Raw genomic sequence first — 15,464 nt, forward strand, 5'->3', positions numbered from 1 at the left:
CTCCCGTCCCCCGGCGCGCACGAGGCGGCGGCCACCCACCCGGGTGCGCCGCCGTCGTCGTGCACGGGAGAAGATGGTCCCGGGGGACACCGACCGAGAAGGAGACCCATGCCCGCGCCCACGACGCCCACCCGCGAGTTCGTCACCGGCCTGCCGAAGGCCGAGCTGCACCTGCACCTGGAGGGCACGCTCGAGCCCGACCTCAAGCTGCGCCTCGCGCAGCGCAACGGCATCGACATCGGCCAGTCGACGGTCGAGGAGGTGCGCGCGACGTACGCGTTCGACTCCCTGACGAGCTTCCTCGCCGTGTACTACCCGGCGATGGAGGTGCTGCAGACCGCGGACGACTTCTACGAGCTCGCCGACGCCTACCTCGCCCGCGCGGCGGCGGACGGCGTGAAGCACGCCGAGATGTTCTTCGACCCGCAGGCGCACACGTCGCGCGGCGTGCCGTTCGAGGCGGTCGTGACCGGGTACCACCGCGCCGCGGCCGAGGCGCCGAGCAAGCACGGCATCGACGCGCACCTCATCCTGTGCTTCCTGCGCGACCACTCCGCGCAGAGCGCGGCCGAGACGCTCGAGGCGTCGGTGCCGTTCCGCGACAAGATCCTGGGCGTCGGGCTCGACTCCGACGAGCGCGACAACCCGCCGCAGAAGTTCGCGGACGTGTTCGCGCGCGCCCGCGAGCTCGGGTACCGGCTGACGATGCACTGCGACATCGACCAGGTCGGCAGCATCGACAACATCCGGACCGTGCTCGACGAGATCGGCGTGGACCGGGTGGACCACGGCACGAACGTCGTGGAGGACCCGGCGCTCGTCGACGTCGTGCGCGAGCGCGGGCTGGGCCTCACGACGTGCCCGATCTCGAACTCGTTCGTCACCGACGACATGAAGGCGACCGAGATCGCCGGCCTGCTGCGCTCGGGCGTGCGCGTCACCGTGAACTCCGACGACCCGGCGTACTTCGGCGGCTACGTCGCGGAGAACTACGTCGCGCTCGCGGAGGCGGCGGGCCTCACGACGCAGGAGGTCGTGCAGCTCGCGAGGAACTCGTTCGAGGCGTCGTGGCTCGGCGACTCGCAGCGCGCGGCCTACCTCGCCGAGATCGAACGGTACGTCGCGGCGTTCGACGCGACCGCCGTCTGACCCGGCTACGCACCCCGCCGAGGTAGAGCCCCGGTCCGCCGAGGTAGAGGCGTGGTCGTGACCACGGCTCTACCTCGCGGGACCGGGGCTCTACCTCGCGCGATCGAGGCTCTGTCTCGCGGTTCTGGGCGCTCGTCCCGCGCGGACGTACCGGGGAGTAACGTGTCGGGGACGGCCGCCGCCGTCCGTTCGGCGGCGAGCACCCCCGCAGGGGGTGAATAATCTCCGGGTGCCGCACGTTGGCACGCACGGGACCCGCGCGCGCGGAACGGCCGTCCGCGGCCCCGCACGCGGGCCCCTGCCCGCAGGGGCACCACGACCACCGGCTTGGCGAGAGGGCGACCAGAGCTCATGAAGGATGTGCTGTACGTCGACGGCGGGACCCCGCTGGACGGGACGATCACCGTGCGCGGCGCGAAGAACTTCGTGTCGAAGGCGATGGTGGCGTCGTTGCTGGGGGAGTCGCCGAGCGTGCTGCGCAACGTGCCGCAGATCCGCGACGTCGGCGTCGTGACGGGGCTGCTGGAGCTGCACGGCGTCACCGTGAAGTCCGACCCGGACGCAGGGATCCTCGACCTGGACCCGTCGAACGTCGAGTCGGCGCACGTCGCGGACATCGACGCGCACGCGGGCTCGAGCCGCATCCCCATCCTGTTCTGCGGCCCGCTGCTGCACCGTCTCGGTGAGGCGTTCATCCCGGACCTGGGCGGCTGCCGGATCGGCGACCGGCCGATCAACTACCACCTGGACATCCTGCGCCAGTTCGGCGCGGTGGTGGACAAGCGGGAGAACGGCATCCACATCCGTGCCCCGCGTCGCCTCCAGGGCACGAAGATCGCGCTGCCGTACCCGTCGGTGGGCGCGACCGAGCAGCTCCTGCTGACGGCCGTGCGCGCCGAGGGCATCACGGAGCTCGCGAACGCCGCGATCGAGCCCGAGATCATGGACCTCATCGCGGTGCTCCAGAAGATGGGCGCGATCATCTCGGTCGACACCGACCGCGTGATCCGCATCGAGGGCGTCGACCGCCTCGACGGCTACACGCACACCGCGCTCGGCGACCGCATCGAGGCGGCCTCGTGGGCGTCGGCCGCGCTGGCGACGGGCGGCGACATCACCGTCAAGGGCGCGACGCAGCCCGAGATGATGATGTTCCTCAACACGTTCCGGAAGGTCGGCGGCCGGTTCGACGTCCAGGACGACGGCATCCGGTTCTGGCACCCGGGCGGCGACCTGTCGCCGATCGTGCTCGAGACGGACGTGCACCCGGGCTTCATGACGGACTGGCAGCAGCCGCTCGTCGTGGCGCTCACCCAGGCCAAGGGGCTGTCGATCGTGCACGAGACGGTCTACGAGAACCGCTTCGGCTTCACGGACGCGCTGCGCGGCATGGGCGCGACCATCCAGGTCTACAAGGAGTGCCTGGGCGGGCGCGACTGCCGGTTCGGGCAGCGCAACTTCCACCACTCCGCGGTCATCTCGGGCCCGACGCCGCTCGCCGCTGCCGACATCGAGGTGCCCGACCTGCGCGGCGGCTTCTCCCACCTCATCGCCGCGCTCGCCGCGAAGGGCACGTCGACCGTGCGCGGCATCAGCCTCATCGACCGCGGCTACGAGAACTTCCAGGACAAGCTGGTCGCGCTCGGCGCGGACGTCCGCCGGGACTGAGCCGTCCACGGGTGCCCGGGGCACCCACCTCATGACGACTGTCACGGCCTCGCACGCGGTCCGCGTGCGAGGCTGGTCGTCGTGATCACCCGACCGCGCACGTTCCTCGACGTGTGGAGCCGGCGGACCGGCCCCGAACGGTTCGACTCCTACACCCGATGGTCGCTCTACTTCCTCTCGGGGACCGAGCCCCTCATCGCGCTCGCCCTCATCGGGAGCGACCCGACGTTCGACCCGTCGGTGACGCGGTTCTGGCTGGCGCTCGTCCTCGTGCACACGGTCGTCTGCATCCTCGTGCTGCGCGCCGGGATCGGGCACTTCCTCGGCGGACGCCGCGTCCACCCGGTGCTGCTCGCCCTCCTCGGGGTCCTCTAGATCGCGGTCGCCGCGCTCGCCGTCGGCACCTTCCCCGTGGACGGGGTCGACGACGTCGCCGCGAGCAGTCGCTACTACGGGCTGCTCCTGGGCCTCGGCTACGGGGTGCTGGCGCTCGTCCCCCTGCTCACGTTCCGGCGGGTCGCCCTCGTCGCGCTGGTCCTCGCCGTCGTCACCGGGTGCTCCGTGTGGATGGGCACCGGGCCCGTGACGGCGCGGACGGCGGGCATCGCGGTGGGCCTCGGCCTCTCGGCCCTGGTCATGCTGCTCGGCGTCTTCGGCTCGTACCGCGCCTCGGTCTGGATGCTCGGCGTCGTGTGGGAGCAGGAGCGCACGCGCGTGCTCCACGCCCGCCTCGCCGTCGCCGAGGAGCGGCTGCGGTTCTCGCGCGACCTGCACGACGTCTTCGGGCGCACCCTGTCCGTGGTCGCCGTGAAGAGCGAGCTCGCGGCGGAGCTCGCGGCCCGCGGCCGCCCCGGCGCCGAGGAGCAGATGCTCGAGGTCCGTCGCATCGCGCAGGACGCGCTGCGCGAGGTGCGCGCCGTCGTCGCGGGCTACCGCACGGCCGACCTCGGCGCCGAGCTGGCCGGGGCGCGGTCCGTCCTGCGGTCCGCCGGGATCGAGACGACCGTGCACGGCGACGAGACCCCCGTGGGCGAGGACGCGCAGGAGGCGCTCGCGTGGGCGGTCCGGGAGGCCGTGACGAACGTCGTGCGGCACTCGACCGCGCGCACGTGCACCATCACGGTCCACCGCGACGGGGCGTCGAGCGTCGTGGAGGTCGTCAACGACGGCGTCCCGACGGCGCCGCGCACCGGCGGCGGGTCGGGCCTCGTCGGGCTCCGCGAACGCCTGGAGGGCGCCGGCGGTCGCCTCGAGACGTGGGTCGACGACGGCCGCTTCGGGCTCGTGGCCCGCGTGCCCGACGCCGCCCGTCCCCACCGCGCGTCCCCGTCCCCGCTCCCCGAGAGGACCACCCCGGCGTGATCCGCATCCTGCTCGCCGACGACGAGAACCTCATCCGCGACGCCGTCGCGTCGCTCCTCGCGCTCGAGGACGACCTCGAGGTCGTGGCGCAGGCGGCGTCCGGCCCCGAGGCCGTCGCGGCCGCGCTCAAGCTCCGGCCCGACGTCGCCGTGCTCGACCTCCAGATGCCGGGCCTCGACGGCGTCGAGGTCGCGCAGCGGCTCGCCGGCGAGCTGCCGTCGTGCGGCGTCGTCATCGTCACGAGCCACGGTCGCCCGGGCTACCTCAAGCGCGCGCTCGAGGCGGGCGCGCGGGGCTTCCTGCCGAAGACCGTCTCGGCGCGCGTCCTCGCGGACGTCGTGCGCCAGGTGCGCGACGGCGGCCGGTACGTGGACCCGGAGCTCGCCGCGGAGGCGATCGCCGCGGGCGCGAGCCCGCTCACGCCGCGCGAGGCCGACGTGCTCGAGCTCGCGGCCGACGGCGCCCCCGTCGAGGAGATCGCGACGCGCGCCCACCTCGCGCCCGGCACGGTGCGCAACTACCTCTCGTCCGCAGCGGCCAAGCTGGGCGCCGCGAACCGGCACGAGGCCGCGCACGCCGCGCGACGGCACGGCTGGATCTGAGGGCGGGCTCCGCCCGGTAGGCTCGGTGACCGTGCCGAGCCAGCCCCAGACCCCGCGCGCGTACAAGACTCTGGCGTTCGTGCTGCGCCCGATCCTGTTCGCGATCACCCGACGCGACTGGCGGGGTGCCGAGAACCTGCCCGACGGCGGGTTCATCGCCGCGGCGAACCACGTCACCGAGGTCGACCCGGTGACGCTCGCCCACTTCCTCTACGACCAGGGCCGTGCCCCCAAGATCACGGCGAAGGCGTCGCTCTGGAAGGTGCCCGTGCTCGGCGGTCTCCTCACCCGCACCGGGATGATCCCCGTGCACCGCGGCACCGCGGGCGCCGCGCAGTCGCTCGTGGACTCCACCGCGCGGCTCCACGAGGGCGAGTGCGTCGTGTTCTTCCCCGAGGGCACGCTCACGCGCGACCCGGACGGCTGGCCCATGGTGGGCAAGACCGGCGTCGCGCGCCTCGCGCTCGCGAGCCGGGCGCCCGTCGTCCCCATCGCCCAGTGGGGCGCGCACCGGCTCCTCGCGCCGTACGGCAAGGTGTTCAAGCCGATCCCGCCCAAGCAGGTCGCGGTGCACGCGGGCCCGCCCGTCGACCTCTCCGACCTCTACGACCGCCCGCAGGACACCGCGACGCTGCGCGAGGCGACCGAGCGCATCATGGCCGCGATCACGAGCCAGCTCGAGGAGATCCGCGGCGAGAAGGCGCCCGCCGTGCGGTTCGACCTGCGCCGTCGGCCCGGGACGGAGGACCGCGCGTGAGCGCTGAGCGGATCGTCGCCGCCGTCCTCGGGTCCGGCAGCTGGGGCACCACGTTCGCCGCCGTCCTGGCCGACGCCGGGTGCGAGGTGCGCCTCTGGGGCCGCGACGCCGAGGTCGCCGAGCAGGTGAACGCCTCGCGCCGCAACGAGAAGCGGCTGCCGGGCATCGACCTCCCCGACGGGATCCGCGCCACGACCGACGCGGCCGAGGCGCTCGCGGGCGCCGGGCTCGTCGTCGTCGCGGTGCCCTCCCAGGTCGCGCGCGAGACGCTCAACGAGCTCCGCCCGCACGTGGCGCCCGACGTCGTCGCGGTGTCCCTCATGAAGGGCGTCGAGCTGAGCACCGACCGGCGCATGAGCGAGGTCGTCGCGGAGTCGCTCGGCCTGGCTCCCGAGCGCGTCGCCGTCGTCTCGGGGCCGAACCTCGCGCGCGAGATCGCGCACCGGCAGCCGACGGCGACCGTCGTGTCGTGCGCCGACGACGACGTGGCACGCTACGTGGCGCGCGCGTGCTCGTCGTCGTACTTCCGCCCGTACACCAATCGGGACGTGGTCGGCGTCGAGCTGTGCGGCGCGGTGAAGAACGTCATCGCGCTCGCCGTGGGCATCGCCCAGGGCCGCGGGTTCGGCTACAACACGACCGCCACCGTCATCACGCGCGGCCTGGTCGAGATCACGCGCCTCGGGCTCGCGCTCGGGGCGGACGCGGAGACGTTCCCCGGGCTCGCGGGGATGGGCGACCTCGTCGCGACGTGCTCGTCGCCGCTCTCGCGCAACCACACGCTCGGCAAGCACATCGGCCAGGGCCTGAGCCTCGACGACGCGATCGCCGCGACCGGCGGCACGGCGGAGGGCGTGAAGTCGTGCCGCTCGGTGCTCGAGCTCGCGCGCAAGGTCGGTGTCGACATGCCCATCACGGCCGGGGTCGTCGCGGTGCTCCACGAGGGCATGCCCGTCGACGAGATGGCGCGCGGCCTGCTGTCGCGGCCGCAGAAGGCCGAGGGCGTCTCGGCGGAGCGCTGAGGCCCTCGGCCTGACGAGTGGGGCCGTCAGCCGTCGTCGCGGACGTCGACGACGACGCGGGTCGGGTCCTCGAGCGAGAACACCCGGAACGGGCGCCGCTCGTCGTCGACCCCGACGAACGCCTGCGTGTACCCCTCGAACACGCCGCGCAGCAGCACCTCCTCGACCTCGCCGTCGTCCCCGGCCCGGACGGGGTTGGGGCCCGCGTACTCCTCGACCCCGGTGTCCATGGGGTACCCCGAGCCGGAGATCATGACCTGCAGGTAGGCGTCGCCGTCGACCGCGACGACGTCACCCTTGCCGTCGTCCGTCGGCTGGTCCACGTACTCGACCCGCCACCCGGGCGTCCCCGTGCCGCCGAGCTCGAAGACGACCCGGTCGAACCCGTCGTGGTGCCCGACCCGGACGTCCGTCACCGTGAGCGCGGCGTCCGCGGACGGGTCCTGCGTGTCCGGCTCGGTGTTCGCGGGGAACGGCAGCGGTGCCTCCGTCGCGTCGTCCGACGGCGTGGACGCGCCGTCGGACGGCTCGGCGCCGGGCTCCGGGGTGGTGCTCGGGGAGTCGGTGGGGCTGGGCGACGCGCTCGTCGCGGTGCTCGACGGCGAGGGCGACTCGTCCGACCCGCCCGGGCTGCACGCCGCGAGGGCGAGGACGAGGACCGCGCCTGCGACGGCGGCCGGTCCTCCGGGCACCGCGCGGCCCGTCGGTCGTGCCTGCCGCGTCCGCACCGCTCGTCGTGTCGTCATGCCGTCGATCCTAGAAAGCCCAGGTCACGCGCGCGCGGCGGGTGGGCCACGGTCCGGCGACGGTCGTGTCACAGCCCGGTCTCGGGGACCGCGCACCCTGTCCTGACGAGGTGGCTGCCGCTACCCTCGGGGGATGCTGCAGGGGATCGGTGGTGCGTCCTTCGCGGTCGCGCTCACGGGAATGGTGGTCGTGGGAATCGTCCGCTTCGCGTCCGGGGCGGAGGCGCGTGCCCGGCGCTCCGAGGGCGCGGGCGAGAGCGCGTCGTCCGGCATGTTCGGCGAGATCGTCGAGATCTTCCAGCCCAGCCGGACGCACCTCACCGAGGAGAAAGAACGTCAGCGGCTCGACATCGTCCAGCGTCCGGCGGAGGGCCGGCCGTTCGACGTCGACCTGGACGGCGGGGTCTTCTACGTCCCTCGGGAGCAGTCCCGCCGCGGCTCCCCGGCACCCGAGCCCGACGCGGGCTAGGGTGCGGTGACCCACAGGTGGTGGTGCGCGGGCCGTGGCGGCCTGCGCGGAGAGGATCCAGGGCGTGCGTGACGAGCATCTGTTCGGTATCCGCCTGCACCCGGTGGCAGCGAGGGCCGACCTCGACCCCGGGGCCCGCGAGATCGGCGTCGTCCACGACGGAGAGCTTCTGGTCGTGGAGCACGAGGACGGGTCGACCTGGGTGCGGGACGTCGCGACGGGCGACTCGTCCCCCCTCAACCGCGACCGCGCGGCGACCGAGGGGTTCCTGGAGGCGTTCGCGGAGTACCTGAGATCTGGGCAGCCCGCCCCCGGACCGACGACGATGACGGCCGAGCAGGCCGCGGAGCGTCTGCGTGCCTTCCGTGCGGGGGAGATCCGCCCGCCCTCCCGTCCGTCCGGGCGCAGGGCTCCCTCGCACCGGGCACGGCTGCGGACGCTCCGCACGAGGCTGCGGGCCATCGACCGCGCCGCGACCGGGCCGGACTCCTGGTGGAGCGGTCCCCTCGAGGAGGCGGAGAACGACCTGCTCTGAGGGGTCGCAGCGTGCGTTGCGGAGCCGGACCGACGCACCCGCCGCCGCGGCACCGCGCGGCCGGGCGGTGGCGCGCGTCAGCCGACCGCGCTGCGCAGCGCCCGGTCCAGGTCGCGCCAGAGGTCCTCGACGTCCTCGACGCCCACCGAGAGCCGCAGCAGGTCCTCCGGGACCGTGCGCGACTCGGTCGCGAACCGGCGTCGGCGCTCGAGGCTCGACTCGACGCCGCCGAGGCTCGTCGCGGGTACCCACAGCCGGACCGCCGCGACGACGGCGTCCGCGCCCGCGGCACCACCCCGCGGGCGCATCCCGAGGATCGAGCCGTACCCGGTCATGAGGCGCGTCGCGCGCTCGTGCCCCGGGTCGTCGGGCAGGCTCGGGTGCCGCACCTCGACGACGTCGGGGTGCTCGGCGAGCCGGCGCGCGAGCTCCGCCGCGTTCTGCTGGGAGCGCTCGACGCGCAGGGCGAGCGTGCGCAGGCCGCGCAGCGCGAGCCACACCTCGAACGGCCCGGGGATCGAGCCGTGGAGCGTGCGGTAGGCACGCAGCGCGGCTGTGAGCTCCGGCGTGCGCGCGACGGCCGCCCCCAGCACGACGTCGGAGTGCCCGGCGAGGTACTTCGTCACCGAGTGCACGACGACGTCCGCGCCGTGCGCGAGGGGCTGCTGGCCGAGCGGCGTCGCGAACGTGTTGTCGACCGCGGACAGGACCCCGCGCTCGCGCGCCGCCGCGAGCAGGGCGGGCAGGTCGGCGACCTCGAGCATGGGGTTCGTCGGGGACTCGACGAGGAGGAGCGACGCGCCGTCGAGGGCCGCGACGACCTGGTCGGTGTCGGCGACGTCGACGCGCACGACCTCGACGCCGGCCCGTGCCGCGAGGTCGTCCGCGAAGCCGAGCGACACCTGATAGGCGTGGCGGGGCAGCACGACCTTCCCGCCCGCGGGCACGGCCGAGAACACCGCGGCGATCGCCGCCATCCCGGAGCCGAACACCACGCCGGGGTGCTCCGCGCCCTCGAGCGCGGCGAGCGCCTCCTCGAACGGGTGCCACGTCTCGGTGTCCATCCGCGTGTACAGGAGCTCGCCCGGCTGCTGGACGCCCTGCGACACGTACGTCGAGGACAGCACGATCGGGGGGTTCACGGGCGCGCCCTGCGACCGCTCGGGGCGTCCCGCGGCGACGGCGACGGTCGCGGGGGACAGGGCGTCGGGGACGTGCGGGTCGCTCATGGCGGCAGCGTACGCCCGGCCGCCCGACGAGTGCCCCGGGCGACCACCCCCTGACCGGGCGACCAGGCGATCACGGTCGGCCGAGCAGGTCGTCCTGGTGCGTCGTGCGGCCGGGGCGAGCCAGGACCACCTGCTCGGCGGCCGGTGGTCCGCGTCAGGGGAGGGGGCCCAGGAGCGACTGCGCGACGGTCGAGTGGGCGGACTCGTCGTCGGACGGGTGGAAGATCCCGGCGAGGACGTCGCGGTAGAGGCGGCCGAGCTCGTTGCCGGCGAAGTAGCTGGAGCCGCCCGCGACCCGCACCATCTGGTCGACGACGGTCTTCGCCGTCTCCGTCGCGCGCACCTTGAGCCCTGCGGTCGCGCGGAACCAGCCCGCGCCGCGGTCGACGAGGGCGTCGAGCTCGGCCGCGACGGTGTCGATCTGCGGCCAGACGGCGTCGAGCGCGAGCGCGGCGTCGGCGAGGCGCCAGCGGACGTCCGGGTCCTCCGAGAGCGGTGCGCCGTCGTTCTTCATCGAGGTGCGACGGCGGGCCGCGGCGACGCCGAGCTCGAGCGCACGGTCCGCGACGCCCGTGTAGACCGACGCGAGCAGCGTCTCGAACGTCGTGAAGATCCCGACGACGAGGGGGTCCAGCGTCGGGCCCGGCGGAAGCCGCCGGACGACGCGCTCGACGGGGGCGAACGCGCCGTCGAGCACCGTGGAGCGCGACTGCGACGCGCGCATGCCCATCGTGTCCCAGTCGTCGAGCACCTGTACCCCGGCGTCGCGCGACACGAACGCGTGCACGAGACGCGGGGCGTCGCGCGACTGGGTATCGAGCCCCAGCACCCCGAGCCGCGTCCACGCGGGCGAGTTCGAGGTGAAGATCTTGCGGCCGTGGAACGTGTACCCACCCCGCTCGTCGGGACGGGCCTCGGTGCGCGAGCCCAGCAGCACGAGGTCGTTGCCGCCCTCGGAGTAGCCGAAGCCGAAGACCTCGCCGCGGCCGGCCTCCTCGAGCAGCCAGTCGAGCGACGCGTCACCGCGCAGGTGGAGGTAGCGCGCGACGCCCGTCCACACGTGGTGCATGTTCACGGCGAGCGCCGTCGCGGGGGCGGCACCCGCGAGCCGCGCCTGCTCGTGCGCCAGCTCGCGCAGGGTGAGGCCCGCGCCGCCGAACGACTCCGGCACGAGCGCGCGCAGGTAGCCGGCCTCGGTGAGTGCGGCGAGGTCCTCGGTGAAGAAGGCGTTGTCGCGGTCGTAGCCCGCGGCCCGGCCGCGGATCTGCTCCAGCAGCTCGTCGGAGAGCAGCGTGCGCGGCGTGGGGAACGGGGCGGGGGACGGGACGGGCGTGGGCATGGCCTGCCTTCGGTCTCGGGACGGACGGTGGGGGTGGACGGGGAAGGGCCCCGGCGACGTGCGTCGCCGGGGCCCCTCCACCGTACGGCGGCCGGTGGCCGGCCGTCAGCCCACGAGGACGGGTACCGGGTCCTCCGGGTGGGGGAGGATGCGGCGCAGGACGTCCGCGAGCGTCACGACGCCGACGAACCGCTCGCCGTCCATGACGACCGCGAGCTGCTCGCTCGACTCGCGCATGCGCGCGAGCGCGGCGTGCACCGTGGTGCCGGACTCCAGGACGAACCCGGGGCGCGCGAGCTCCTTGGCGAGCCGGTCGTCCGGCTCGAGGAGCGTGTCGCGCACGTGCACGACCTTCGGGACCACGCTCCCGTTCTGGACGAGGATGCGCAGGTGGCCCGAGCGGGCCGACGCGCGTCGCACGTCGGCCGCGGTCGCGTCGGCGGGGACCGACGTGGGCCGGCTCCCGGCCGGCACGAGCGCGTCGACCGTGAGGGTCTCGAGCTCGATCACGCCCGAGATCTGCGCCCGGTACGACGCCTCGAGCGCGCCGACGTTCGCCGAGTGCTCGACCAGGTGCCGCAGGGTCGCGGCGTCCTGCCCGCCACCCTCGACGTTCTCCACCGGCTCGACGCCCACGGCCCGCACGCAGCGGTTCGCGAGCTCGTTGAGCCAGCGCAGGAGCGGGCGGAACGCCCACATGAACCCGCGCATCGGCAGCGCGAGGAGCGTGGCAGACCGCTCGGGGTGGGCGATGGCCCACGACTTCGGTGCCATCTCGCCGACGACGAGGTGCAGGAACGTCACGACGATCAGCGCGAGCACGAAGCCCGCGACGTCGGCGGCCCACAGGGGCGCGCCCCACGTCTCGAAGACGGGCGTGAGCCAGTGGTGGACGGCGGGCTTGGTGATGGCACCGAGCGCGAGCGTGCACGCGGTGATGCCGAGCTGGGCGCCGGCCATGAGGAGCGTGAGCTCGTTCGAGCTGCGCAGCGCGGCGCGCGCGGCGCGGCTCGTGGGCGCGGCGTCCTCGAGGCGGTGCCTCTTGGCACCGAGGAGCGCGAACTCCACGGCGACGAAGAACGCGCTGAGCGCGATGATCGCGACGGTCGCCGTGACGACGACCCAGGGGTTGCTCATCGGGTCTCCTCCGCGGCGTCGGTCGGGTGCGCTGCCTCGCGCGCGGTCGGGTGCCCGACGACGTCGACGGGTACGTCGCCACGCCGCTCGACGAGCCGGACGCGCACGAGACGCGGCACGTGCCGCTCGACCGACAGGACGTCGACGAGGAGGGCGCGGTGCACCGGCTCGTCGTGCACGAGGTCGGCCGGGTCGTCCGGGAGCGGCACCTCGATCTGGTCGCCCGCGCGCGGCAGGGCACCGTGCTGGGCGATGAGGAGCCCCGAGACCGTCTCGTGGTCGCCGCGGGGCAGGTCGTGCCCGAGGGCGCGCTCCGCCTCGTCGACGTGGACGTCGCCGCCCATGACCCACACGCCGTCCTCCTCGGCCGTGACCGTGGCGGGCTGCTCGGGGTCGTGCTCGTCGGTGATCTCGCCGACGAGCTCCTCGGCGAGGTCCTCGACGGTCAGCACGCCGGTGAAGCCGCCGTACTCGTCGATGACGCACGCGAGCTGGTTGCGCGTGGAGTTGAGCTGCGCGAGGGCGTCCGGGAGCGTCATGGCCGTCGGCAGCACCACGGCCTGGCGCATGAGCGCCGTGACGGGGGCGTCCGCGGGCAGGTCGGTCGCGAGGACGTCGGCGAGCTGGACGACGCCGAGCGGCTGGTCCGTGTCGTCGACCACCGGGTAGCGCGTGTGGGCGCGGGCCATGAGCTCGCGCACCTCGGCGACGGTCGCCTCGGGCCGGACGGTCCCCACGCGCGAGCGCGGGATCATCGCGTGCTCGACGTCGCGCTGCGGGAAGTCCAGCACGCGGTCGAGGAGCACGGACAGCTCGTCGGTCAGGTTCCCGCTCTCGCGCGAGTCGGCCACGATGTGCTCGAGGTCGCGCGCGGTCGCGGTGTTGTCGACGTCGTGGACGGGCTCGATCCTGAGCATCCGCAGCAGCGCGTTGGACGCCTTGTCGAACACCGCGATGAGCCAGCCGAACACCGTGAGGTACGCCGACGTCGAGCGCGCCAGACCCTTCGCGAGCGGCTCGGGCCGCGCGATGGCGAGGTTCTTGGGGAACAGCTCGCCGAAGAGCATCTGGATGATCGTCGACAGCACGAGCGCCAGGACGGTGCCCACCGCGACCCCGACACCCGTCGGGACGCCGACGCCGCCGAGCATGGTGCCGAGCGACTGCCCGATGAGGGGCTCGGCCACGTAGCCGACGAGCAGGCCCGTCACCGTGATGCCGAGCTGCGCGCCGGACAGGACGAAGGAGGTGCGCCGGGTCACGGCGAGCGCGCGCCGGGCCGACTCGTCGCCGGCCTCCGCCTTGGCCCCCAGCCGGGAGCGGTCGACGGTCATGTAGGCGAACTCCTGCGCGACGAAGTAGGCCGTCGCCGCCGTGATCGCGAGGACCACGAGGAGCCCGAGGAGGAGGGAGAGGAAGGTCGTCATCGTGCCCGCACCGCCCTGCGGTCGACGGGGACGCGTGGGTGCGTCCGCTCGCTGCCGGGGCCGGTGCGGCCGGGACTATGGTCGGGGTCGTCGGCCGCGGGGGCCTCGAGAGTCGTGTCTTCCACGGCACTCCCAACGCCGGAGACTCCCGGATCGTTCCCGGGATCTCGCCGAGATCTCGCACCGGCGCGCGTCCGCGCGCGAGCAGGCGTCCGGTAGGGTCGTCGGCGATGTCCAGCCAGAGCCCCGACCGGTCCGTGCCGTCCACCGACGAGCACCCCACCGGCGCCCCCCGCAAGCCCCGCGTCCTCGTGCTGTTCGGCGGGCGCTCGGGCGAGCACGCCATCTCCGCCGCGACCGCCGCGGGCGTCCTGCGCGCCATCGACCGGTCGCGCTACGACGTCGTCCCCGTCGGGATCACGCCGTCGGGCGAGTGGGTCCTCGCGGCCGACGAGCCGTCGCGCTGGGAGATCACGGCAGGCCGGCTGCCGCAGGTCGAGCCGACGGGCGAGGAGGTCATCCTCCCGCTGTCGACCGGGCGCCGGGACCTGCGCGTGCTCACACCCGGCGAGGTGCCGCGCGTGCTCGGCGAGGTGGACGTCGTCTTCCCGCTCCTGCACGGCCCCTACGGCGAGGACGGCACCCTCCAGGGCATGCTCGAGCTCTCCGACGTGCGCTACGTGGGCGCGGGCGTCCTCGCCTCGGCGGTCGGCATGGACAAGCACTTCATGAAGCTCGTGCTCGCGGGCGAGGGCCTGCCGATCGCGCCGTACACCGTCGTCAAGCCGGGAGCGTTCGAGCGCGACCCGGAGACGGTGACGCAGGCGGTGGCCGCGCTCGGCCTGCCCGTCTTCGTCAAGCCCGCGCGCGCCGGGTCGAGCCTCGGCATCTCCAAGGTCGACGACCTCGCCGACCTGCCCGCGGCGATCGCGGCAGCGCAGGAGCACGACCCGAAGGTCGTCGTCGAGGCGGGCGTCGTCGGTCGCGAGATCGAGTGCGCCGTCCTCGGCGGGCGCGGGGGAGCGCGGCCGCGCGCGTCCCTGCCGGGGGAGATCGTCGTCACGGGCGAGCAGCACGACTTCTACGACTTCGAGGCCAAGTACCTCGACGAGGCCGGGGTCGAGCTGTCGTGCCCGGCGGACCTCCCGGAGCACCTCGTCGAGCGCGTGCGCGAGATCGCCGTGCGCACGTTCGAGGCGGTCGGCGCGGAGGGCCTCTCGCGCGTCGACGTGTTCGTCACGCCCGACGAGCGGGTCGTCGTCAACGAGATCAACACCATGCCGGGCTTCACGCCGTTCTCGATGTACCCGCGCATGTGGGAGAAGTCGGGGCTCAGCTACCCCGACCTCATCGACGAGCTCGTCGCGCTCGCGCTCGAGCGGCCCACCGGCCTGCGCTGACCGCGCGGGCGGCGGGCCGGAGGCAGGCCCGGGACGGGCAGCGGCTCAGCCGACGTCGCCCACCCCGACGCACGCGCGCGTCTGCGGGACCTCCATGACGGCGCGGCCCAGGTCCGCGATGAACGACGTCGAGTGCCCCTCCGTCACGGCGGGCGGGACGACGACCTGCACCGCGGGGTCGCGCCCGTAGGTGGTGAACGTCCACGTGCCCTCGTCCTCGACGACGAGCCAGTCGACGCTGCCCCCCTCGGACACGACGCTCTGGCACGCCGTCGTCGTGGGCCCGGGCACCTCGACGCCGCACCGCAGCGTCACCGCGGCGCCCGGCTCGCCCCAGGCGGCCGTGGCCTGGCTCGTCGTGCCGACCTTCGGTAGGTCCTCGCCCAGCGAGTCGGGCAGCGCGAGCACGACGTCCGCGCACAGCGGGTTCTGGGCGTCGTCCGCCACGGGGACGCCGATGCGCGGCGCGCAGGCGGCGGTCGCGGCCACGACGCCCAGGAGCGCGGGGACGGCCAGGGCGCGGACGAGCCGGCGCCGGGACGGCCGGGACGACCCGGGGCGGGCGGAGGGGGAGCGGGGAGGGACGACGTCGAGCACGCGACCACCGTAGCGGCCCGCGACG

Annotated in this window: 16 protein-coding genes; 10 read left to right on the plus strand and 6 right to left on the minus strand. The window is 74.3% G+C overall.

Going from position 1 to position 15,464, the window contains the following annotated elements; all coding sequences use genetic code 11:
• The first annotated feature begins 108 nt into the window (after window positions 1–108).
• The 7 genes from E1O70_RS11205 (at window position 109) to E1O70_RS11235 (ending at window position 6,560) form a co-directional block, all read left to right on the plus strand.
• Entirely contained in the window at window positions 109–1,149 is a 1,041-nt protein-coding gene (locus E1O70_RS11205) for an adenosine deaminase (protein ID WP_061266820.1), read from the plus strand.
• Between the two features lie 351 nt (window positions 1,150–1,500).
• Window positions 1,501–2,817, plus strand: coding sequence for a UDP-N-acetylglucosamine 1-carboxyvinyltransferase (gene murA / locus E1O70_RS11210; protein WP_061266819.1), 1,317 nt, complete (start codon window positions 1,501–1,503; stop codon window positions 2,815–2,817).
• An 81-nt stretch (window positions 2,818–2,898) separates the two neighbouring features.
• Entirely contained in the window at window positions 2,899–3,192 is a 294-nt protein-coding gene (locus E1O70_RS11215) for a hypothetical protein (RefSeq protein WP_061266818.1), read from the plus strand.
• Between the two features lie 36 nt (window positions 3,193–3,228).
• Window positions 3,229–4,179 carry a sensor histidine kinase gene (locus tag E1O70_RS11220; RefSeq protein WP_061266817.1) on the plus strand — a complete coding sequence of 317 codons (951 nt, stop codon included), beginning with the start codon at window positions 3,229–3,231 and terminating at the stop codon, window positions 4,177–4,179.
• The gene (locus tag E1O70_RS11225; RefSeq protein ID WP_061266816.1) at window positions 4,176–4,781 is read left to right on the plus strand and encodes a response regulator transcription factor; all 606 of its coding nucleotides are present in this window, start codon (window positions 4,176–4,178) and stop codon (window positions 4,779–4,781) included. The genes E1O70_RS11220 and E1O70_RS11225 overlap by 4 nt, the downstream gene beginning before the upstream one ends.
• A 31-nt stretch (window positions 4,782–4,812) precedes the next feature.
• Window positions 4,813–5,538 (plus strand): lysophospholipid acyltransferase family protein, encoded by a 726-nt coding sequence (locus tag E1O70_RS11230; protein WP_061266848.1) that lies wholly within the window; start codon window positions 4,813–4,815, stop codon window positions 5,536–5,538.
• The gene (locus tag E1O70_RS11235) at window positions 5,535–6,560 is read left to right on the plus strand and encodes an NAD(P)H-dependent glycerol-3-phosphate dehydrogenase (RefSeq protein WP_240696676.1); all 1,026 of its coding nucleotides are present in this window, start codon (window positions 5,535–5,537) and stop codon (window positions 6,558–6,560) included. The genes E1O70_RS11230 and E1O70_RS11235 overlap by 4 nt, the downstream gene beginning before the upstream one ends.
• A gap of 26 nt (window positions 6,561–6,586) precedes the next feature.
• On the opposite strand, the gene E1O70_RS11240 is transcribed toward E1O70_RS11235, so the two are convergent.
• On the minus strand, window positions 6,587–7,306 hold the full coding sequence (locus E1O70_RS11240; protein ID WP_206153646.1) for an AMIN-like domain-containing (lipo)protein: 720 nt from the start codon (window positions 7,304–7,306) through the stop codon (window positions 6,587–6,589).
• A gap of 133 nt (window positions 7,307–7,439) precedes the next feature.
• On the opposite strand from E1O70_RS11240, the gene E1O70_RS11245 reads away from it, so the two are divergent.
• Window positions 7,440–7,775: a DUF6191 domain-containing protein gene (locus tag E1O70_RS11245; RefSeq protein ID WP_061266815.1), complete on the plus strand. Its 336-nt coding sequence runs from the start codon at window positions 7,440–7,442 to the stop codon at window positions 7,773–7,775.
• A 64-nt stretch (window positions 7,776–7,839) separates the two neighbouring features.
• Window positions 7,840–8,310: a hypothetical protein gene (locus E1O70_RS11250; protein WP_128957473.1), complete on the plus strand. Its 471-nt coding sequence runs from the start codon at window positions 7,840–7,842 to the stop codon at window positions 8,308–8,310.
• 77 nt (window positions 8,311–8,387) lie between these two features.
• On the opposite strand, the gene E1O70_RS11255 is transcribed toward E1O70_RS11250, so the two are convergent.
• From E1O70_RS11255 to E1O70_RS11270, 4 genes are all read right to left on the minus strand, one after another.
• The gene (locus tag E1O70_RS11255; protein ID WP_061266813.1) at window positions 8,388–9,539 is read right to left on the minus strand and encodes a trans-sulfuration enzyme family protein; all 1,152 of its coding nucleotides are present in this window, start codon (window positions 9,537–9,539) and stop codon (window positions 8,388–8,390) included.
• A gap of 154 nt (window positions 9,540–9,693) precedes the next feature.
• Complete coding sequence (locus E1O70_RS11260) at window positions 9,694–10,878, minus strand: acyl-CoA dehydrogenase family protein (RefSeq protein ID WP_061266812.1); 1,185 nt, start codon at window positions 10,876–10,878, stop codon at window positions 9,694–9,696.
• A gap of 105 nt (window positions 10,879–10,983) precedes the next feature.
• Complete coding sequence (locus tag E1O70_RS11265) at window positions 10,984–12,015, minus strand: hemolysin family protein (protein WP_043654869.1); 1,032 nt, start codon at window positions 12,013–12,015, stop codon at window positions 10,984–10,986.
• Window positions 12,012–13,442, minus strand: a complete 1,431-nt coding sequence (locus E1O70_RS11270) for a hemolysin family protein (protein WP_082774222.1) — start codon at window positions 13,440–13,442, stop codon at window positions 12,012–12,014. The genes E1O70_RS11265 and E1O70_RS11270 overlap by 4 nt, the downstream gene beginning before the upstream one ends.
• A gap of 230 nt (window positions 13,443–13,672) precedes the next feature.
• Between E1O70_RS11270 and E1O70_RS11275 the strand changes: the two genes are divergently transcribed.
• Window positions 13,673–14,842 carry a D-alanine--D-alanine ligase family protein gene (locus tag E1O70_RS11275; protein ID WP_061266811.1) on the plus strand — a complete coding sequence of 390 codons (1,170 nt, stop codon included), beginning with the start codon at window positions 13,673–13,675 and terminating at the stop codon, window positions 14,840–14,842.
• Window positions 14,843–14,887: 45 nt separating this feature from the next.
• Here the strand turns inward: E1O70_RS11275 and E1O70_RS11280 are convergent, their stop codons facing one another.
• Window positions 14,888–15,439: a DUF3515 family protein gene (locus E1O70_RS11280; protein WP_232322537.1), complete on the minus strand. Its 552-nt coding sequence runs from the start codon at window positions 15,437–15,439 to the stop codon at window positions 14,888–14,890.
• Between the last annotated feature and the right edge of the window lie 25 nt (window positions 15,440–15,464).

The sequence above is a fragment of the Cellulosimicrobium funkei genome (genome assembly GCF_004519295.1).
GTDB lineage: Bacteria > Actinomycetota > Actinomycetes > Actinomycetales > Cellulomonadaceae > Cellulosimicrobium > Cellulosimicrobium funkei.

What these genes read in the sequence shown, in the direction of transcription:
- E1O70_RS11265 (WP_043654869.1), bottom strand. Translation starts at nt 12,015, where the DNA reads ATGAGCAACCCCTGGGTCGTCGTCACGGCGACCGTCGCGATCATCGCG.
- E1O70_RS11260 (WP_061266812.1), bottom strand. Translation starts at nt 10,878, where the DNA reads ATGCCCACGCCCGTCCCGTCCCCCGCCCCGTTCCCCACGCCGCGCACG.
- E1O70_RS11240 (WP_206153646.1), bottom strand. Translation starts at nt 7,306, where the DNA reads ATGACGACACGACGAGCGGTGCGGACGCGGCAGGCACGACCGACGGGC.
- E1O70_RS11245 (WP_061266815.1), top strand. Translation starts at nt 7,440, where the DNA reads ATGCTGCAGGGGATCGGTGGTGCGTCCTTCGCGGTCGCGCTCACGGGA.
- E1O70_RS11255 (WP_061266813.1), bottom strand. Translation starts at nt 9,539, where the DNA reads ATGAGCGACCCGCACGTCCCCGACGCCCTGTCCCCCGCGACCGTCGCC.
- E1O70_RS11270 (WP_082774222.1), bottom strand. Translation starts at nt 13,442, where the DNA reads ATGACGACCTTCCTCTCCCTCCTCCTCGGGCTCCTCGTGGTCCTCGCG.
- E1O70_RS11205 (WP_061266820.1), top strand. Translation starts at nt 109, where the DNA reads ATGCCCGCGCCCACGACGCCCACCCGCGAGTTCGTCACCGGCCTGCCG.
- E1O70_RS11275 (WP_061266811.1), top strand. Translation starts at nt 13,673, where the DNA reads ATGTCCAGCCAGAGCCCCGACCGGTCCGTGCCGTCCACCGACGAGCAC.
- murA (WP_061266819.1), top strand. Translation starts at nt 1,501, where the DNA reads ATGAAGGATGTGCTGTACGTCGACGGCGGGACCCCGCTGGACGGGACG.